General features: G+C 37.4%; 14 protein-coding genes. 10 read left to right on the plus strand and 4 right to left on the minus strand.

Annotation, left to right across the window (positions count from 1 at the left end; translation table 11 throughout):
• Positions 1-230: 230 nt before the first annotated feature.
• From AC1Z3T_RS16275 to AC1Z3T_RS16290, 4 genes are all read left to right on the plus strand, one after another.
• Positions 231-1,049, plus strand: a complete 819-nt coding sequence (locus tag AC1Z3T_RS16275) for a hypothetical protein (RefSeq protein ID WP_100884332.1) — start codon at positions 231-233, stop codon at positions 1,047-1,049.
• 449 nt (positions 1,050-1,498) lie between these two features.
• A complete protein-coding gene (locus AC1Z3T_RS16280; RefSeq protein WP_100884333.1) occupies positions 1,499-2,662 on the plus strand; it encodes a PQQ-dependent sugar dehydrogenase in 1,164 nt (387 codons plus the stop codon).
• A gap of 170 nt (positions 2,663-2,832) precedes the next feature.
• A complete protein-coding gene (locus AC1Z3T_RS16285; RefSeq protein WP_100884334.1) occupies positions 2,833-3,228 on the plus strand; it encodes a tautomerase family protein in 396 nt (131 codons plus the stop codon).
• Between the two features lie 104 nt (positions 3,229-3,332).
• Positions 3,333-4,577, plus strand: coding sequence for an esterase-like activity of phytase family protein (locus AC1Z3T_RS16290; protein ID WP_100884335.1), 1,245 nt, complete (start codon positions 3,333-3,335; stop codon positions 4,575-4,577).
• 98 nt (positions 4,578-4,675) lie between these two features.
• Here AC1Z3T_RS16290 and AC1Z3T_RS16295 read toward each other — a convergent pair whose 3' ends face one another.
• Complete coding sequence (locus AC1Z3T_RS16295; RefSeq protein ID WP_005034522.1) at positions 4,676-5,443, minus strand: hypothetical protein; 768 nt, start codon at positions 5,441-5,443, stop codon at positions 4,676-4,678.
• A 417-nt stretch (positions 5,444-5,860) separates the two neighbouring features.
• Positions 5,861-9,352, minus strand: coding sequence for a hybrid sensor histidine kinase/response regulator (locus AC1Z3T_RS16300; protein ID WP_005034520.1), 3,492 nt, complete (start codon positions 9,350-9,352; stop codon positions 5,861-5,863).
• A 186-nt stretch (positions 9,353-9,538) separates the two neighbouring features.
• Between AC1Z3T_RS16300 and AC1Z3T_RS16305 the strand changes: the two genes are divergently transcribed.
• The 4 genes from AC1Z3T_RS16305 (at position 9,539) to AC1Z3T_RS16320 (ending at position 14,673) form a co-directional block, all read left to right on the plus strand.
• Positions 9,539-9,871 (plus strand): DUF485 domain-containing protein, encoded by a 333-nt coding sequence (locus AC1Z3T_RS16305; protein WP_004825640.1) that lies wholly within the window; start codon positions 9,539-9,541, stop codon positions 9,869-9,871.
• A 1-nt stretch (position 9,872) separates the two neighbouring features.
• Positions 9,873-11,588: a cation acetate symporter gene (locus AC1Z3T_RS16310; RefSeq protein ID WP_004825638.1), complete on the plus strand. Its 1,716-nt coding sequence runs from the start codon at positions 9,873-9,875 to the stop codon at positions 11,586-11,588.
• Between the two features lie 270 nt (positions 11,589-11,858).
• On the plus strand, positions 11,859-12,536 hold the full coding sequence (locus tag AC1Z3T_RS16315) for an ion channel (RefSeq protein WP_151798639.1): 678 nt from the start codon (positions 11,859-11,861) through the stop codon (positions 12,534-12,536).
• Positions 12,537-12,705: 169 nt separating this feature from the next.
• A complete protein-coding gene (locus AC1Z3T_RS16320) occupies positions 12,706-14,673 on the plus strand; it encodes a BCCT family transporter (RefSeq protein WP_004825635.1) in 1,968 nt (655 codons plus the stop codon).
• Between the two features lie 69 nt (positions 14,674-14,742).
• Here AC1Z3T_RS16320 and omp33-36 read toward each other — a convergent pair whose 3' ends face one another.
• On the minus strand, positions 14,743-15,627 hold the full coding sequence (gene omp33-36, locus AC1Z3T_RS16325; RefSeq protein WP_139419256.1) for a porin Omp33-36: 885 nt from the start codon (positions 15,625-15,627) through the stop codon (positions 14,743-14,745).
• Positions 15,628-16,530: 903 nt separating this feature from the next.
• Between omp33-36 and blaOXA the strand changes: the two genes are divergently transcribed.
• Together blaOXA and AC1Z3T_RS16335 are read left to right on the plus strand one after the other, a co-directional pair.
• Positions 16,531-17,349, plus strand: coding sequence for an OXA-229 family carbapenem-hydrolyzing class D beta-lactamase (gene blaOXA / locus AC1Z3T_RS16330; protein WP_419320094.1), 819 nt, complete (start codon positions 16,531-16,533; stop codon positions 17,347-17,349).
• Between the two features lie 282 nt (positions 17,350-17,631).
• Positions 17,632-19,344: a GGDEF domain-containing protein gene (locus AC1Z3T_RS16335; protein WP_419320092.1), complete on the plus strand. Its 1,713-nt coding sequence runs from the start codon at positions 17,632-17,634 to the stop codon at positions 19,342-19,344.
• A gap of 15 nt (positions 19,345-19,359) precedes the next feature.
• Here the strand turns inward: AC1Z3T_RS16335 and AC1Z3T_RS16340 are convergent, their stop codons facing one another.
• Entirely contained in the window at positions 19,360-19,935 is a 576-nt protein-coding gene (locus AC1Z3T_RS16340; protein ID WP_419320088.1) for a hypothetical protein, read from the minus strand.
• Positions 19,936-20,183: the final 248 nt, after the last annotated feature.

Consider the following 20,183-nt stretch of genomic DNA (forward strand, 5'->3'; position numbering starts at 1 on the left):
GGGGTTACCCATGTGAGAGTAAGTCATCGCCAGCTTTTAATTCTAAAACACCCTCAACTAAAACGTTGAGGGTGTTTTTTTATGCGTAAAGAAAAGATAGAAATGATAAGAAATTGTGGATAAATAATATACTAGGCGTCAACTTATGGCGTTTTAAAAAAAATATATATTCATAATCTTTAAATTATCAGACAAAATCTATAAATATAAGAAAGAAATGGAAACGGAATATGGGAAATTTATTTAGACTTATTAATGTTTATTATGATTTATTCGAATCATTCAAAAAAATTTTATATATAAAAAATAAGCTGATATGGCTTTTGCTATTATCTCTTTCTATATTTGTGTATTCATTTTATTGGTATGTGAATAAAGATGCTTTTCCATATTTTCCGAAAGTATCAAATGGATGGAGATTGATTTTTCCTATTTTAATCGAAATTTTAGTATTATTTATTTGGTTTCTTTTACTAAAGCAAAGAGAAAAATTAATAATTAAAGAATTGCAAGAAATTTTACAATCTAAACAAACCAAATTATACGACTTAAGAAAATTGTGGTTTTCAATCTGTGTTGATTCAGACTCTACAAAATACTTAGAAATAGCAGAAAAAATTGATAAAGTTCTGAATATGAAAGATAAATATAAATCCAATTTTTCATTGGATGCGAAACAATTTGGTTTGTGGATATTTCATCCAGAATCAAAAAATAGATTATTGGCAATGTTTATGGGTATATGTGCAGCAATAATAGGGCTAACAATAGCTACAGGCACTAATATTTATAATATTTTCGATTTTTTTAGAAATAATTCTTTTTGGTCGCTACTAGCTCTAGATCTTATATTTTCAATTTTTATCATGTTTGCAATTATGATTTTAAAATTAGTACTTCTAATTATATTTGAAATATTTGTTTTATTGGGAGATAAACTAGATAAAGAAAGAGCTGTAAGTAAAAGACGATCAAGAATTTTTATAAATCAGCTTTTATTTTTTTATAGCTTACCAAAACCTAAAATTCGTATTAAAAATCTAAAATAAAGATCAATTTATCTGAGTAATTAATAGATTTATATTAAAAATAAATTTTTTAAAAATATTGTAATGAGATGGTTTGTTGATATTGAGGTGAGAATTACTATTGATTTAGAGTACTTTAGATTTGAAAAACTATTCAAGTACAAAAAAGAAAACCCCATCATCCTGATGGGGTTTTCTTCGTATTGGTGTGTTAGATCTGACTCCTGTCGAATCTCACGTTCCTGATGCTCAGACGTTTTGTTATTGTTGTTTTGTCTGGGAAACTTCCTGTTCCCGATAACGATAGAATAGGTGAATTTACAGCAGCCGTATATTCGCTAAATTCGGCAGGAGTTGTAGGTAAATGCTTACATCGAATAGATTAGAAAATTGCTGTTAACAATATAAAATAGTTCAATACTGTCTTTTCTTTACAATAAATAAAACATCAAAGTATTGAGGAACAAGAAATGGAAGCGTTACGACAGAAATTTTTTTATTTACCTCTACTCATGGGCTGTACATTACTCAGTGCATGCAATGCTCAAAGCAATTCATCATCTGAAGTAAAACAAGCGACAGAAAGCACAACTGCGATGATTGATCAAAGCTATCGTGTTGAAAAAGTCGCGACATTTGATGAACCCTGGGCAATGACTGAATTGGCGGATGGGCGATTATTGATTACAGAGAGACCAGGGAAATTAAAGCTCTATGATCCTTCTTCATCACAAAGCATTGATATTTTAGGTGTTCCGCCAGTCGCTTATGGTGGGCAAGGTGGATTGGGTGATATTGCTTTGCACCCTGAATATAAAAATAATCATCAAATCTATTTGAGTTATGCTGAAAAAGGCAATGGTGGTTATGGCGCAGTTGTGGTTCGTGGTGAATTAAATCTACAAGAAAAAAATCCTCGAATCCGCAATATAAAAAGAATATGGGAACAAGTTCCAAAGGTCTCAGGACAAGGGCATTATGCGCATCGTATGTTATTTGGGAAAGATGGAAAGCTTTGGATCAGTTCTGGAGAACGTCAGAAATTTGATCCTGCACAAGACATGAAGTCGAATTTGGGTAAAGTCATTAGACTGAATGATGATGGTAGTGTTGTTGCAGATAACCCATTCACTCAACAAGGTGAAATCGCAAAACAAGTCTGGTCTTTAGGGCATCGTAATCCCTTAGGTATCGCTTTTGATCATAAAGACCAATTGTGGGTTGTAGAAATGGGACCTAAGGGCGGTGATGAATTAAATCTAATTCATAAAGGTGAGAATTATGGTTATCCCATTGTTTCCAATGGGGATCATTATTCAGGAAAAGAGATTCCTGATCATGTCACCCGCCCTGAATTTAAAGCACCTGAGATCAGTTGGACACCTGTAATTTCTCCATCGAATTTGGTGTTTTATCAAAAACAATTGTTCCCCCAATGGACGAATAAGGCGCTCATTGGTGGATTGTCTTCAGAAGCAATAATTGTGGTCGATACTGAGTCAAAGCCTGTTCGTGAAATACAGCGTTTGAACATGAAACAGCGGATTCGAGATATTTATCCAGCGCATGATGGTTCGATTTGGGTATTGGAAGATGGAAAAAATGCTGGGCTATTAAGACTGTTACCTAAATAGAAAACTTATTTAATTCAATATATTGTTATATCTTAAGGATAGATGATACATCAAACTTTTATGATGAGAAAATGTTGAAACAATTTAATCAATATGAGGTTAATTGATACGGTAGTATATTAATCATGCTATCCTTTTGATTTTAAAATAACATAAAATGAGAACAAATAATGCCTGCAACTACAATTGATGTTCGATATCAATATTCTGTTGAACAAGAAGTGGATTTAATTGGAGCAGTTCAAAATGCTTTAGTTAGTGTATTTAAAATTCCTGATGATGATCGTGATATTTGTTTAATCGTACATGATCCGCATCGCTTTTTATGCCCTCCAAATAAGCGTAATCCCGAAAAGTTTACTCGTATCACTATCGATTGCTTTGTTGGGCGTACATTGGACACAAAACGAAGTTTGTATCTTAAAATTGTAAATAACCTTTCTGCATTTGGAATTCCAAAAGATCATATAAAAATTATATTAAGAGAGATCCCAGCGGAAAATTGGGGAGTACGTGGTGGTCAAGCAGCTTGTGATATTGATTTGGGATTTGATATTCAAATTTGATCCAAACTCAAACTTACTTGACTCAGTATTGTCATTGAAATGACTTAAAATTGTCATCCTGATTGGTTTAAATAAGGCTCATTTAAATCAATAAAAAGACCTTTATGAAAAAATTAGCCTACTCACTTTTAGCTTTCAGTATATTGGGTTTAACCGCTTGTAATGATGATGACAACGACTTTTCGTTCGAATCATCGGTTAGCGTGCCTACATTGCTATCATTTGCTAAGCTTGATGTTGAAACTTATGCTGCTGGTCCAAATTCAGGCGCTTTCGTCAAAGGTGCAAATGGCATATTTCCGCCATTTAAAGGACAGCCAGTACAAGGTTTTTCAGGTGCATTAAAAAATAATGATGGTACCTATATGGTCATGGCTGATAATGGTTTTGGTACACAAGATAATTCATCAGATTTTCTGTTGCGTTTGTATCAGATCAAACCTGACTTTCGAACCAAGTCATCTGGAACAGCGAAAGTTCAAGTGATGAGCTTTGTCCAACTTCGTGACCCAAATAAATTAATTCCGTTTAATATCGTCAATCAAAATACCGCTGATCGTTTGCTCACTGGCGCTGATTTTGATCCTGAATCGATTCAACGTACTGCGGATGGTACGTATTGGATTGGGGATGAGTTTGGACCTTATTTACTGCATTTTGATAAAGATGGAATCTTGTTGGATGCGCCAATTCCATTACCAAATCCATTGAAAGTAGGCGCTGAATTGCGCTCACCACAAAACCAGTTCAACAAAGCGAATATAAATTATGTTGAACCATTGGTTCAGCAAAGTGGCGGTTTCGAAGGTATGGCATTGTCTAAAGATGGGCAATATTTATACCCTTTGCTAGAGAAACCATTAAAAGGCGAGACCAATCAACAATTACTGATTTCTCAATTTGATGTAAAGAAAAAAGCCTATACAGGACGTTATTATTATTTCACTTTAAATACCAAAGCGACCAATATTGGTGACTTCCAAATGTACGATGACAAATCTGGCATTATTATCGAACGTGATGCGAGTCAGAATAAGCTCGATGGTTATAAAAAGCTGATTCAAATTGAGCTTGGCGATGTTGGTAAAGCGGTTAAACGTTCAGATTTGGTCGATTTAATGAGCGTTGCTAATCCAAATAATTTATATGGTACGCCACGTGATGGTGATATCGGTACAGGCACTACATTCGCCTTTCCATTTGAAACGATTGAAGATGTCATTATTGAAAATAAAAATACTTTAACTGTGATGAACGACAATAATTTTCCCGGATCTTCTGGACGAAATGCAAAGCGTGCTGATGACAATGAAATTATTCAGATCAAGTTGCCTAAGGCGTTGTATTAATACTGAGTCGCAACTATTCAAAGGATCGTATATGGATATTTGATCTGAGTAAAAAGCCAGTCATTTGACTGGCTTTTTGTACTTCCTAAATAAGGCAATTAGGCTAAACAATCTTGTTTAGAGACTTGATCTGGGCAACCCAGAGGATTTAAAGCGCATTTTAAATCTTCGATCTGCTCATGAGTTACATAACCTTTAGATTTGAGGTAATCCGCAACTCGATCATCACGTAAACTTAAAAATGCTGCATCATATACGCCTAAATCAACAAATAATGCTGCTGTTTCTAAACTATTGAAGCGATCAAGGAAGACATCATTGCCATACATCAAGAATACATGGTCATAGTCTGCATGAGCATCTACTTTTAGACGCATTGCGAGCGTTGTCGGTGAAGTTTTAATGAATAGCAAGTCTGATAGCTCATCAAACTGGGTCATGTCTAAACTATTTTCCCCAGTTTTAACTTTACCTAACCATGCTTTAAATACCAGTACAGCACCACCACGAAGTAACATGCTCCAGACTTGATGACGAACCTCATCATTTAAGCATTCGCATTCATCTTCTAAGCGTTGAACTAACTTTTCTTCTTGTTGGGCTAATTTATCAAATAAACCTAGACCTTGTGGATGAAATGCAACAGGTGCAAATACATCAAATTTTAATTCATCAAAAACTTGCAGTGCTAAAGGTACTGTTGCTTGATAGATGGTATTCAGCGCTTGGATTTGAGTGTCTTGCAACTTACTATGTTTAAAAATAGCTTGCCAATCGATTTCAGGCAGAATTGAATTAGCACCATATTGACGATGGAATTGTTGAGCTTGGTGTAGCCCATGTGGAACAGTTTCTGAAATATTCATAGCTAAAATCCTATTTAAAATTGAATTCAAACGCTGTTTTTGTTTCCCTAAACATGAGCGTGATTTTGTCTTGAATTAATTTTTGATTTATCTGAGATGCAATAGGAATACGACTAAAGTTGTATATAGGGTGAAAATTAGTTTTTTATTATTTAAAATCAAATAAATATAAAATTGTAACTGACTATACAAGTGTATATTTACTATTTTGATGTTATTTGCCATAGAAAATAAAGCTTTGGAATCTTTCGCCAATAAACAAGGCAGTCTTTGGCAGCTTTTTGAATGCTTTTGCACAATCCTTAAAAAAAATTGCTATTTATCTTAAAAAAATGTGTAACACACACGCTAGAGCACGGAGCTCTAGCGTGTGTAAATGTTTCAAAACATTAAAGAAGGGGATTCCAATAGGCAACACTATTTTGAAATTTTCAATCCAGATAACCATGCGCGCAGTGAGGCTGGTTTAAGTGGTTTCTTTAAAAGTACGACATTTAAATCTTTAACACGTTGTGGTAATTCAGGATCGGAGTCTGCGGTAATCAGTGCTGCAGGAACATTTTCCTGACGATTTTCAATAATGAAATCCAAACCAATTTTGCTATTGTTTAGATGCTGATCCACCAACCAGACTTGAATATTTTCTCTTTGAATAATGTCCAAAGCCTGTTCAGGTTCTGTGGCCTTAAAGACTTGATAACCCCATTTGGTCAGCAGGGTGGTCATGCCTTCCAAAATTGTATCGTCATTATCTAAACATAAAATCTTATATGCTTTTGCTTTTAAAGGAACAGCTTGCACTGGTGTAGCAACAATTTTAGGTGCTTCTACAACGGGGACATCAATCATGAAGCATGAGCCTTTACCAAGCTCTGAATAGACATGTACAGGATAATCCAACAAGCTGGTCATTCGTTGAACGATCGCAAGACCAAGCCCTAAACCTTGTTCCCCCCAAGGTGAAGTATGCCCACAACGCTCAAACTCCTGAAACAGTTTAATGCGTTGTTCTTCAGCAATCCCAGGACCTGTATCCCAAACACCAATGCGGATATGTTGTGGAAGATCTGAAGCACGCAGTACACCCACCACGACACGCCCACGCGCTGTATAACGTAAGGCATTACTAACAAAGTTTTGGATGATACGACGAATCCATTGCGGGTCGGTGTCAATCCAGAATTGAGCATCATGTACGTGCAACTGGATATCACGTTGTGCGGCAATCGATTTAAATTGCAGTTCCAAATCACTGAGTAAATCATGTAATGGGTAGGCTTGGCGTTTCGGCTGAATTGAACCTCCTTCCAAGCGTGCAATATCCAAAAGAGCAGATAACATGCTTTCTGCACCATGCAAAGCACGGTCAAGCTGTTGTAAGGTTTTTCGGTCTTCATCCGACTGAACACTTTGTTCTAAGGCTGTACTGAATAGACGTGCGGCATGCATGGGCTGAAGCAAGTCATGGCTGGCGGCGGCAATAAAGCGACTTTTTGACATGTTGGCTTTATCGGCTTGTTCGCGTGCAAGTTGTTGTTCTTCAAGTGCATCAGCCAACTGTTGGGTACGATCAGAGACACGGGCTTCAAGTACAGCTTCATTTTCACGGAATGCGGTAATATCAGCAAAAGTGGTAACGAAACCTCCACCTTCAATTGGATTTCCACGCATTTGAATCACACGACCATCTTTACGAATTCGTTCAAACTCATGCGCACTTCCGACTTTCATCCAGTGAATTCGCTTGCGTACATGTTCTTCTACAGAGCCAGGACCACATTCACCACGTTCAGCGTTATAACGAATCAAGTCTGCAATTGGACAACCGACATAAACGAGATCTTTAGGATAATCAAAAAGTTTGAGGTATTGATTGTTCCATGCTACCAGACACATATTTTCATCCACCACACTGACCCCTTGCGTCATATGGTCAATCATGGTCATGATGAGATTTTGGTTAAAGCGTTGCCATTGTGAGGCTTGGTCAAGAATGTTGGCAACTTGCCCCAAGGCTAAACCGTTATTGACCATCGCTGTAGTTAATAAGGTACGCGCAGATGCTGCACCAATCGTTCCAGCAAGATACTGTTCGGTAAAACGCCACCACATCCCATTTGCACTGCTATTTTCATTTAAAACCACATTGTTCATAGCACAGAACTGCTGAAATGCGTGTGTTGCAGGTCCTTCACCAGTGATACGTTTAGCCAGTGCGATTAAATCGCCAACTTTGAGCTTGGCAACATCATGGTGCAAATAGTTAATATCAGTCGAAGTATTTTGCGCAGGTAAAGGTTTAGTTTCATAATAGAAAAAGCTTTCGGCTTGTATTTGTTCAGCAATACTTGGGCGATAAATTCGAGATACCCAGATATATAAGGTAATGTTTAATCCGAGTGCCCAAATAACACCATGTGTTAATGGTGCGAATGATTCAAAACCAAATAATGCTTCTGGTCTTAACCATTCGATATTTAAAGGACCAAACATTAAAAACTGATGTGCGAACTCACTATACTCAACAGGTAAGCTTCGCAAAATTGTTGGAAGCAACAAGGTATATGACCACAGGATAAAACCGACCACTAAACCAGAATAGACCCCTTGACGGCTACCTCCTCGCCAATATAAACCACCAATCAATGCTGGTGAGAACTGTGCAACAGCACTGAATGCCAAAAGACCAAAAGTTGAGAGTTGGTCAATATCATTAAAGAAATGGAAGAATAGAAAACCAAGTAGCATCACCGCTAAAATACACACACGACGTGTAAATTTGAGCACTTGCGGTAAGCGTTTATCATGACGGGAAAGAATGCCAAATTTCCATAAAGCAGGCATAATCAAGTCATTACTCAGCATGATAGACAGTGCGACAGAAGAGACCAAAAGCATCCCTGTAGATGCAGAAAATCCCCCTAAAAATGCCAGTAAAGATAACCAGTCTTGGTTATAACTAATCGGTAAAGAAAGTACCGCAACATCTGGAATGGTTAAATATTTCGGTGCTGCATGCAGTGCCCAACTGGCAATTGGAATAATGGCAATAATGGTAAGGATTAAATAAGCAGCAAACCAGCGTCTAGCACCTCGAATATGCTTTTCATCGCGTAACTCCACCACAGCAACGTGGAACTGACGGGGCAAACAAATAATCGCTAAAGATGCCAATAAGGTTTGAATCCAAAATGTTTCAGGAACACCAAACAGTTGCACTTCATGAAAGGTTTTTTGTACATCATGTGAAATTTGTACAATATTTTGAGGGTGGTCAAAAATAAAAAAGAAGGCAACACAGAGTAGTGCAAACAGTTTGACAAAAGATTCAAATGCTACCGCAAGCATGAGTCCGCCATGCTGTTCGGTATTGGCGATTTGTCGCGTTCCAAACATCATCGCTAAGATTGCAAGCACCGCAGTGAGTCCAAGTACACCATTGGTTGTGGTTGAAACAACTTGGGTATTATGATCGAGCATGACCGATGCACTGAGTGCAATCGCACGTAACTGCAAAGCCAAATAAGGAATAATTGCAATAACTGCTAAGATGGTGACCAAAGAGGCAAGTGTTCCGCTTTTACCATAACGAGCAGCAACAAAGTCGGCAATCGATGAAATGGCATGATGCTGGCGTACACGACCTAAACGACGCCAAATGTCATAACCTAGCCAAACGAATAATAAAGGTCCTAAATAAATCGGTAGGAAAATAATCCCTTCTCTTACTGCTGCACCAGTTGCACCATAAAAAGTCCAAGATGAACAATAAACGCCCAATGTTAGACTAAAGAGAAGCATTCTGCCACGAGTGCTTAATCGGCTGGCATGCTTCTCCCCAAAGAAGGCACAAACGAAGAGAATGAAGATGTAAAGGGCTAAAACCCCTATAATTAACCAACTGTTCATAAGGACTACAGTATAAAAATCTACCCCCTATCATACCGCATCCATGAATTGACTCGCGCACTTTGCTCAAAATTTAACGACCAAAGTCTAAGTTACGAGAACCCCACAATATTGTTAATTTTGACCATGTAAAAAAAGATTAAAAAAAGCAACCAGGGTTCTGGTCGCTTATCAAGGAGCATGGTTATGGATGAGAGACAAGTAGAGGCGATTCTACAAAATCCAAAATTCAAAGAAATGGTTGCTAAAAAAAGTAGATTGAGCTGGACATTAACTGCAATTATGTTGTTCGTTTATGTTGGATTTATGCTTTTAGTTGGCTATAACAAAGAATTTTTGATGACTTCATTTAGTGGTGGAGTCACCACTTGGGGTATTCCTTTAGGTCTAGGCATTATTGTTTTATCTTTCATTTTGTGTGGTGTGTATTCATATATTGCCAACAATAAATTGGATCAATTGAATGAAGATGCAATGAGAGAAGTAGAAGCAATTGCTCATGAAAAAGGACTTCACTAAGATGAAATGGAACTCTTTAAAGACTAAAGCAGCACTTGCATCTACTGCACTGCTTTCTACTGTTGCACAAGCTGGTCCAGATTTAGGTGAAGCTCAGCAACAAGCGACCAACTGGCATGCGATTATCATGTTCGCAATTTTCGTTGGTCTTACCTTGTTCATCACTAAATGGGCTGCAAAACAAACCACCAATACAGCAGACTTCTATACAGCTGGCGGTGGTATCTCAGGTTTCCAAAATGGTTTGGCGATTGCTGGTGACTACATGTCAGCTGCATCGTTCTTGGGTATTTCTGCAATGGTGTTTAGCTCAGGTTTTGATGGCCTGCTTTATTCACTAGGTTTCATGGTTGGTTGGCCAGTGGTACTGTTCTTGGTTGCTGAACGTCTGCGTAACTTAGGTAAATACAACCTTTCTGATGTAGTTTCATTCCGCTTAGAAGAAAAGCCGGTACGTACACTTGCTGCAATCAGTTCTTTGGTTGTTGTTGCATTCTATTTGATTGCACAAATGGTGGGTGCAGGACAGCTAATCAAACTTCTTTTTGGTTTGAACTATAACATTGCAGTGGTGATCGTTGGTCTTCTGATGATGGCTTATGTGATCTTTGGTGGCATGTTGGCGACTACATGGGTACAGATCATTAAAGCGGTGATGTTACTTTCAGGTGCAACATTCATGGCGTTCATGGTGATGCATTCTGTAGGCTATAGCTTCTCTGAAATGTTCAAACAATCTATCGATGTATTTGCAAAAGTGCATGATGTAAGCATCGAAGATGCAACTAAGATCATGGGTCCAGGTAGCTTGGCGAAAAACCCATTAGATGCATTATCGCTTGGTTTAGCATTAATGTTTGGTACTGCAGGTTTACCACATATTTTAATGCGTTTCTTTACTGTTAAAGACGCAAAAGAAGCGCGTAAATCAGTTGTTGTGGCAACAGGTTTCATTGGTTACTTCTACTTATTAACATTCATTATCGGCTTCGGTGCGATTCTGTTCGTATCAAACAACCCACAATTCATTGATGTAGCAAAAATGGCTGTAACTGGCAAACTAGAATTAGTTGGCGGTAACAACATGGCAGCGGTACACCTTGCTGATGCAGTGGGTGGCGATCTGTTCATGGGCTTCATTTCAGCAGTGGCGTTCGCAACTATTCTTGCAGTTGTTGCAGGTTTGACACTTTCAGGTGCTTCTGCAATTTCACATGACTTATATGCAAACGTAATCAAAAAAGGTCAAACTACACCTGAATCTGAATTACGTATGTCTAAGATCGCAACTTTAGGTCTAGCAATTTTCGCGATGATCTTAGGTATTTTGTTCGAAAAACAAAACGTTGCTTTCATGGTTGGTTTGGCATTCTCCGTAGCTGCATGTGCAAACTTCCCAGTGTTGGTACTTTCAATGTTCTGGAAAGGCTTAACGACACGTGGTGCAGTTATTGGTGGTGTTGTTGGTCTAGTAACAGCAGTGACTTTAATTATCTTATCGAAAGCTGTTTGGGTAGATACTTTAAAAATCTCTGATACACCAATCAACTCATTCAATGGTCCTGCAATCTTCGCTATGCCGTTAGCCTTCATTTGCTGCTGGTTGTTCTCTGTGACTGATAAATCAGCACGTGCGCAAGCAGAACGCAAAGCATTTGATGCACAGTTTGTACGCTCACAAACTGGTATTGGCATCTCAGGTGCTTCAGACCACTAATTGATTTCGAGTCAACTCAAAAACACCTTTTCGAAGGTGTTTTTTTATGGGTTTTCAATTTGAAAGCCTTCATGTCCCTTTTATAACAGGATTAAGTGCTTGAATAATTTAGAGTAGAAATAAAGCTTGAAAAGCGCACGATTTAGCATGTTATAAATAAGATGAATTATCTCAATTTATAGATTGAACAATAAGGTAAAATTTAAACAATTTATCAAATTGAATGAATATGTTAATTTGAAGTTTTAAAACAATAACCAGAAATTATTTATGCAATCAATCGTCGAATTTTGGAAAGGATTCAAGCAATTGCCTTCGGCATGGCTATTATTGGTGCAATTGCTGATTTTGGTTTTGTCTGTGTACACCAATGCCAGTAGAAGCTATCAAATTCTTACATGGCTGCTTGGAGTGTCTGCATTGTTGATCATTGCCAAGGTAATACGACAAACACCAACATTTACCGTGCTTGGGTTGAGCTTTGTGTTGGGGGCTTTTTCGTTATCTTTTTTGATGTTGATCGGTTTTCATTCCGTTACTTTGCAAATTATCGCCCATGCTTTTGAAGCAGCAGCATATTTTTGTGCTGCTTATGGATTGATCCGTTATATGTTTGCAGACCGTTACCTTACCAAAGATGAGTTATTTGCTGCTGGGGCAGTTTTTACATTGATTGCTTGGGGCTTTGCCTTTTTATACAGTATTTGCCAATTAATGGTTCCACAAAGCTTTCAAAACCCCAATCATGTTGCGGATTATCAGTCTTGGCTGGATTTATTGTTTATTAGTTTTAGTTTGCAATCTGCAACTGGATTGTCGGATTTAATCCCTGTTGCACCCGCAGCACGTGTGATTTCGATGTTGCAAATGTTTTGTGGTGTGATGTATTTTGCGCTGATCGTTTCACGTATGATTGCGCTGCAATATATTGAAAATAAACCAAAATAACGTGAAAACTATCTTGTTACATTTGCTAAATTGTTGAAAATATTAATTTAAATTATAATGTGTGCTGAATCTAATCGCTGTTCTACGGGATTCGTCTTTTTTCACTATTGTGAATGCCTTTTTTGACTTTAATACGTCTGTCCTTTTAATATAAAAACCTGGGGGAAATATGCCTTCCAAAAAAATCACTTGGTTTGACAATATCAATCCAAATGTTTTCTTGAGCACTGTTGGAATAATTGCGCTGTTTTTAGCGGTGGTTATCTTTGCACCTAATGCCTTTGAACTGATGACCACGCAAATGAATAAATGGATCACGGATTCATTTAGCTGGTTCTATGTTTTGTCCGTCGCAATTTTTTTAATTTTGCTTATTTTTATTGCCTTTTCTGAGATGGGCAAAATTAAACTTGGTCCAGACCACAGTCAGCCTGAATATAGCAATGGGTCATGGTTTGCCATGCTGTTTACCGCTGGTATGGGGATCGGTTTGATGTTCTTTAGTGTTGCCGAACCAGTCATGCACTATGTCAATCCGCCTACTGGAGATCCCCAAAGTATTGACTCTGCGCAACAAGCGATGAGAATTACCTTTTTCCATTGGGGTTTACACGCTTGGGCGATCTATGCTGTGGTTGGTCTAACACTGGCTTATTTTGCTTTCCGTTATCATTTACCACTAAAAGTCCGTTCGGGCCTATATCCAATTATTGGACGTCGGATCTATGGACCTATTGGCGATGCTGTGGATACCTTTGCGACCATTGGTACGGTATTTGGTGTTGCCACGACTTTAGGTTTCGGTGTAACCCAAATTAACTCTGGCTTGAGCTATTTATTCGGCTGGGAAAGTAATATTACAACGCAAATTATATTGATCATCATCGTCAGTACACTTGCGTCACTGTCCGTATTTTTAGGCTTAGATAAAGGAATTAAAAGACTTTCTGAGCTGAATCTGGTCTTGGCTTTGCTACTTCTTGTTTTTATTTTTCTCGCCAGTTCAAGTGTTTATATTTTACAAGCCACAATTCAAAATGCTGGACAATACATCTCTAATCTATTCACCATGACCTTTAATTTATATGCCTATCAATCCAATGGTTGGATCGGTGGGTGGACCATTGTGTATTGGGCATGGTGGATTTCATGGTCACCATTTGTGGGGATGTTTATTGCCCGTGTTTCGAAAGGGCGTACCATTCGAGAGTTTATTGTTGGCGTTTTGCTGATTCCGACAGGTTTTACCCTGATCTGGATGGGCTTTATTGGTAATGCTGCATTATTCAGTATTTTGCAACAGGGGCAAGACAGTTTGATGGCTGCTGTGCAAAAAGATTCTTCAGTGGCATTGTTTGAATTCCTCGCTCATTTACCTTTCGCAGGAATCTCAAGTCTAATCGCGACGGTACTTGTGGTTCTATTTTTTGTCACCTCAGCAGATTCTGGTGCATTGGTTACCGACTATCTCACAGCAAAGTCTGATAATTCACCGACTTGGCAACGTTTGTTTTGGACCATTTTAATGGCAGTACTTTCGATTATTCTATTAATGGTGGGTGGGCTTAGTGCATTACAATCTGCGACAATGATGAGTGCATTGCCATTTACATTTATTATGCTGTTGTTATGTTGGGGCTTAGTGAAAGCACTTCGTGTGGATGTGACCAAAATGCAAGCTTTACAAGTCGCAAGAATTACTCCGAGAGCTGTACAAAACCCACGAAGTTGGCAACAACGTCTAGGCTTAATTATGCATTATCCGCATACACAAGCTGAGGTGCATGAATATATCCAATCTCATGTGATTAAAGCTTTTGAAAGTATTCGTTTTGAATTCAAACGCCGTCATTTGAATGTCGTCATCAAAGAATTGGAAGATGGTGTTCAGTTGAGTGTAGATCATCATGACGAACTAAACTTTATTTATAAAGTAATGGTGCGGGAAATGGTTGCACCCAGCTTTATGATGAATGAACAGCATCAACAAACAGATGACTTTTATCAAGCTGAAGTATTTTTAAGAGAGGGTGGTCAGAACTACGATGTGATGGAGTGGACACAGGAAGACTTGATTCAAGACATCATTGATCAATATGAACGTCACTTGCATTTTTTAAATGTGCTGAGAAGCTAAGTTATTTATCTTCAAGCAATAAAAAAGGACTCGTGAGAGTCCTTTTTTACAGATTCAATTTCTAAGTTATTAGAAACGGAATTTAGCGTTTAAGCCAACAGTTTGCGTATCACCAACATAAGCGATCGCTTGACCTTTATTCGCTTCGTAGTTTGCATTTACGTAGCTTGCACCAACTGCAATCGCAGGAGTGATGAAGTAGTTTACGTTCGCGCCCCAAGCTGAATCTGGAGTACCTTCGTAGCTAGATGCTGCGTAAGAAGCACCAACGCTTAATTGTGGGTTCAAATAGAAATCAGTTTTGAATTGGTATGCAGTTGCATCACCATAGATAATGCCTGATTCAAATGCTAAAGACATGTTCGTACCGTCAATACCGCCAACGTATTTAGCACGTGCAGTGATTGCGTCTTGATCTTCACCAATTGTTGCAGCTTCAGCAGTTGCTTTAGCAACACCGTTACCCATTACATTGAATGCATCTAAAGCAACTTGGTCAGCAACGTTGGTATAACCAACTGCAACCAAGAAGTTTTGAGTAGGCAAAGCACCTAATTCTAAAGCAAAACGGTCGCCTTGATCGTTAGATAAGCCGTGTTTGCCATCAAGAATTGTGTGGCTATAAGATACGCTTGCATAAGCAGGAACATATGGTGTTGGAACATAAGCTTCAGCTTTAGCGCCATAGTTGTGTGCAGTTACGCCAGCATCTAATTCGCCATAGTTGTACGCTAAAGATACGTTAGAAGCTTGGTTTAAGAACGCTGCTTCAGCCAAAGGACCTTTAGAAGAGTCAACATTTTTGAAGTAGAAAGTACCTTGAAGACCACCAGTGAAGTCTTTGTCATTTTCAGTTGTATCGATATACTCTGATTGACCTTGAACTTCAAATTGGTATGCTTGTGCGCCGGTCATGGCTAATAATAGAGCAGTGGCTAAACCGAGTTTTTTCATAATCTTTTCCAATAGGAGAAATTGGTGAAACACACGGCATTGTATTGTAACAAGATATTAAGTCAATGATGTTTAAGACGTATGTTTACAAAGCAGATACATGAAAAAAACACTGTTTAAAAAACGAACATTTGTTTAACTTCAAGTCAACCTTAGAAAAAGTTTAATCAGAACAAGTAAATAAAACTAAAGAGCAGTAATATTTATTAAAAAAAGGATGGCAAAATACGAATTTTATTGATTTATTTTTTCTATTGTATTCTGTTGTTAATTTGTATTTTCGATGGTTTTTTTGCAATCAATGTCAAGAAAATGTCATTAAAATCTGCTTAGCTGGCATAAAATATGTGATTTAATATTCATTTTATTTAATAAAGTGTTAGCCGTGGCGCAATTATTAGTAAAAACGATAATATTTCTATATCCGATCAATTTAATAGGTTTTACAAAGTGTGATGGATTTTAGATAATAAGTCTATAAAGTTCATTGCTAATCAATGAGTTTTTTTAAATTCGCAGTTTATATGCCCAGCTTTCCCCAAGGTTGGGCTTTTTTTTGTTTAAAAATCAATAAATTTTCATCAAATCAGGTAGGAAGTAAATTTTGCACCAATATAGTGCTAAACTTAACCTTCTAAGATAGGGTTGGCATGATTTTTGCCAAAAAAAATCCCAATTTTCAAAGAAAACTGGGATTTTTCGCCAAAATCTGGAGCAAAGCTAAAGTTTCTGCTGAGGAAAACCTAATTATTGCCCTAATGAGGTGCATTATGCACCAATATATTGCACTTGTAAATATTTTCTTACATTCTTGGCGCAATATATTTTTCCATGATCTCTACGATTTGAATTTTTCAGCATGTTAGAGTGGTATTTAAGGTCACCAATATCATGAAGTTTAAAATGAAAGGTTTATTTTGTGTCATCCTCAGTAGTTTGGCATTTTCAGGTTGTGTTTATGATTCAAAACTACAACGCCCAGTCATATCAGAGCGAGAAACTGAGATTCCTTTATTATTTAATCAAGCACAGACTCAAGCTGTGTTTGTTACTTATGATGGGATTCATCTAAAAAGTTATGGTAATGATCTAAGCCGAGCAAAGACTGAATATATTCCTGCATCTACATTTAAGATGTTGAATGCTTTAATTGGCTTGCAAAATGCAAAAGCAACCAATACTGAAGTATTTCATTGGAATGGTGAAAAGCGCGCTTTTTCAGCATGGGAAAAAGATATGACTTTGGCAGAAGCGATGCAGGCTTCAGCTGTTCCCGTATATCAGGAGCTTGCTCGACGTATTGGCTTGGAATTGATGCGTGAAGAAGTGAAGCGTGTAGGTTTTGGCAATGCGGAGATTGGTCAGCAAGTCGATAATTTTTGGTTGGTGGGTCCTTTAAAAATCTCCCCTGAACAAGAAGTTCAATTTGCCTATCAACTGGCAATGAAGCAATTACCTTTTGATCGAAATGTACAGCAACAAGTCAAAGATATGCTTTATATCGAGAGACGTGGTGACAGTAAACTGTATGCTAAAAGTGGTTGGGGAATGGATGTTGAACCTCAAGTGGGTTGGTATACGGGATGGGTTGAACAACCCGATGGCAAGGTGACTGCATTTGCGTTAAATATGAACATGCAAGCAGGTGATGATCCAGCTGAACGTAAACAATTAACCTTAAGTATTTTGGACAAATTGGGTCTATTTTTTTATTTAAGATAAATGCACTAGTTAAAAAAAATGCCCAGTTTATTGGGGGTAACTGGGCATTGAAAAGGGTATATTTTCAAAATGTGATAATTCATTTGATTTTTATATTTTAAGAATAATCTATTTATATGTAAAATGTTAATTTTCAATATCACTTATCTGTAAAAGCGATAGTATAGTGAATGCAATAAACAGACTGAAGTTTAAATACTTGGGTAGAATTGATTCAGATACCCTATAATATAGCCAAATTTTTTAGATTCATTCGACATTACTTCCCATAGGGTCATGACGATGGTGCAGGAACTCCGATCAGAACAAATAAGCACCCGTTTGCTTATCCTTATGTCAGTCATTATTTTGTCCGTTTTATTGATCGCTGTTCCTCAAATTATCAGTAATTATCAAGAATATGTTCGTTCAAAGAGAATTTTAGTCGATATTCAGACCTTACAAATTTTTGCAGAAACATCAAATAAAATATCACGAGAAAGGGCACCAACGAATAAGGCAATGTCGAGCTCAACCCAAGATTTGTCTGAAAATATGAAAGCCTTGCAAGATTATCGTAAAGGGGTCGATCGGCAAATTGATCTAACCGTCGAATCTTTAAGGCAGACAGGCTTCAATGCTTTAGCGGATCAGGTGGATGTACAGTTAAGACATGATTTAGCTGTCGCACGGGGGAAGGTCGATGCTTATTTGGCATTGCCTGCAAAAGAACGTACTTCTGTTCAAATGGATCAAGCAATTCAGGGGATGTTTGCTGCATGGGATAGCTGTAGAGCCATGTTACAGCGTTTAATCAATGACTCAAAAAAAATAAATAGTGATGTGACGGACTATGCATCTATCGTATTGATCTTGGCGGATTTACGAGATCAATCGGGGCGTGTGGCTTCCAATATTATGGCACCACTGAGTTTTTCAGAGCCTATTCCTGAATATAACAAAGCGCGCTCACTACAAACTCAAGAGCAAGTAAAATACTTATGGCGTTTGATGGATACCATGCAAATGGAAAATTTAAAAACGCCAGCATATCTACATTTATACGCTCAAGTAAAAAGCCAATTTATTGATCAGGGATTACCGACTGTTAATCGTTTAATTGAGGAAAGCTCACACCAGCAAGCTTATTTTTTAACAGCTAATCAGTTGACTGATGTTTTGGTTGGGAAATTCAACTCAGTGATCGACTTACAAAAGTATTTATTGGAAACACATGCGTTGAGTGCTCAAGCACAAATGGAGTCGGAGCAACGTCAGTTTTTGATCACATTATTTATCTCGCTTTTGTCATTGGCTGTGGCGATTTTTACCATGTTATATACTAGGAAAAAACTCTTTGAGCCTTTGATTTATGCCAGAAATATGATTTTAGAGTTATCACAAATTCAAGAGCGTGATTATATGGGAGCTGTTTCTGTGCAAAATAAAGAAGTGCACACATTGAAAGATGCCATTGATAAATTAAAAGAAATGTTAAAACAGCGTGATGCTTTTGAATTTCAATTACAGAACAGTGCCAATACGGACATTTTAACTGGAGTTTCGAATCGTTTGGCATTAGATGATTATTTAAAAAATATTGCCACTCAAACAGAACGTTTTGAAAAACTCACACTAATCATGGTGGATATTGATAATTTTAAATATGTGAATGATCAATTTGGGCATATCCTAGGCGATTCTGTCATTGTGGAAATTGCTCAGTGTCTAAAAGCCAATATTGCACAGTCAAATTTGATTGTACGTTTTGGTGGTGATGAGTTTTTGATTTTAATTGATCAAGTCGAGTGGGATTGGGCGTTGCAAATTGCTGAAAGTATTTTGGCAGATGTTTCCCAGTTGAAATTTAATCATGCACCTTCAACAGATCACTTGAATGTTTCCGTAAGTATTGGCGTAGCAACAGGGGCAAAGAATTGGGAAGATTTGTTCGCTCAAGCGGATGCCTCTTTATTTAAAGCAAAGGCACAAGGTCGCAATAAAGTCGTGGGATAGTTCATTCAAACACGGTTATTTGAGATTCACTTTTTTTAATTCCCGATATAACTGATCCAGAAATTGCTGTTGTTCAGTATCATGTTTAAAGTAGCGTTGATAAAGCACACTACAATTTTCTACATCAGCTATATTATTCAGATTAAATGACCAATCGTTATTATTTTTAATTGTAATTCCAAGATGGTCATTACAACTTTTCCATAATTTTGAAAATCTCGTGCTTTGACTCGGTGATAACTTTTCGAATTCTGCATGAACACTATAACCGCGCATTTGTGAATTGAAAAATTTCTCGATCATACTGACGGGTACGCCACCCCATATGATGTTTTGTCCACTTGGCATCAAAATGGATTGTAGTTTATTTTCATTCATGAGTTGATTTTGTTTGCCTGTCTTAAAACTTTGTTTCTCATAGGTCAATATAGTCCCTGCCGGTACATTTATTTTTTTAATGATCATGGGTTGTGTGGTGACGAAATATGGATAGTTGGGGCGACCATTTCCTACAGCTGGATTCATATTGCCGATACAGCCACTGAGTAAAGCAATACTGGGGATCAAAAAGCATGGGTAAAGAAACTTCATATGATGAATATCCTGTGCTATGGATTGATCTTGCCTTGTATGAATTGGAAATGCAAAATTTTTACAGTTAAAAGACAGAGTAATGAGCCAAGATATAGATCAGAAAACCTGACAAATAAGCTAATAATTGACGGATAGATGGGTAAAAGACAAATATCAAAGTGGATAAAAAATATCAGTTATATATGTTAATTTTTATTATAATTATAAAGACTTAGAGTCCTCTATGCCACTTTAACGACGAGCAT

Source organism: Acinetobacter sp. B-6, from assembly GCF_056930735.1.

What these genes read in the sequence shown, in the direction of transcription:
- AC1Z3T_RS16275 (WP_100884332.1), top strand. Translation starts at nt 231, where the DNA reads ATGGGAAATTTATTTAGACTTATTAATGTTTATTATGATTTATTCGAA.
- AC1Z3T_RS16280 (WP_100884333.1), top strand. Translation starts at nt 1,499, where the DNA reads ATGGAAGCGTTACGACAGAAATTTTTTTATTTACCTCTACTCATGGGC.
- AC1Z3T_RS16285 (WP_100884334.1), top strand. Translation starts at nt 2,833, where the DNA reads ATGCCTGCAACTACAATTGATGTTCGATATCAATATTCTGTTGAACAA.
- AC1Z3T_RS16290 (WP_100884335.1), top strand. Translation starts at nt 3,333, where the DNA reads ATGAAAAAATTAGCCTACTCACTTTTAGCTTTCAGTATATTGGGTTTA.
- AC1Z3T_RS16295 (WP_005034522.1), bottom strand. Translation starts at nt 5,443, where the DNA reads ATGAATATTTCAGAAACTGTTCCACATGGGCTACACCAAGCTCAACAA.
- AC1Z3T_RS16300 (WP_005034520.1), bottom strand. Translation starts at nt 9,352, where the DNA reads ATGAACAGTTGGTTAATTATAGGGGTTTTAGCCCTTTACATCTTCATT.
- AC1Z3T_RS16305 (WP_004825640.1), top strand. Translation starts at nt 9,539, where the DNA reads ATGGATGAGAGACAAGTAGAGGCGATTCTACAAAATCCAAAATTCAAA.
- AC1Z3T_RS16310 (WP_004825638.1), top strand. Translation starts at nt 9,873, where the DNA reads ATGAAATGGAACTCTTTAAAGACTAAAGCAGCACTTGCATCTACTGCA.
- AC1Z3T_RS16315 (WP_151798639.1), top strand. Translation starts at nt 11,859, where the DNA reads ATGCAATCAATCGTCGAATTTTGGAAAGGATTCAAGCAATTGCCTTCG.
- AC1Z3T_RS16320 (WP_004825635.1), top strand. Translation starts at nt 12,706, where the DNA reads ATGCCTTCCAAAAAAATCACTTGGTTTGACAATATCAATCCAAATGTT.
- omp33-36 (WP_139419256.1), bottom strand. Translation starts at nt 15,627, where the DNA reads ATGAAAAAACTCGGTTTAGCCACTGCTCTATTATTAGCCATGACCGGC.
- blaOXA (WP_419320094.1), top strand. Translation starts at nt 16,531, where the DNA reads ATGAAAGGTTTATTTTGTGTCATCCTCAGTAGTTTGGCATTTTCAGGT.
- AC1Z3T_RS16335 (WP_419320092.1), top strand. Translation starts at nt 17,632, where the DNA reads ATGGTGCAGGAACTCCGATCAGAACAAATAAGCACCCGTTTGCTTATC.
- AC1Z3T_RS16340 (WP_419320088.1), bottom strand. Translation starts at nt 19,935, where the DNA reads ATGAAGTTTCTTTACCCATGCTTTTTGATCCCCAGTATTGCTTTACTC.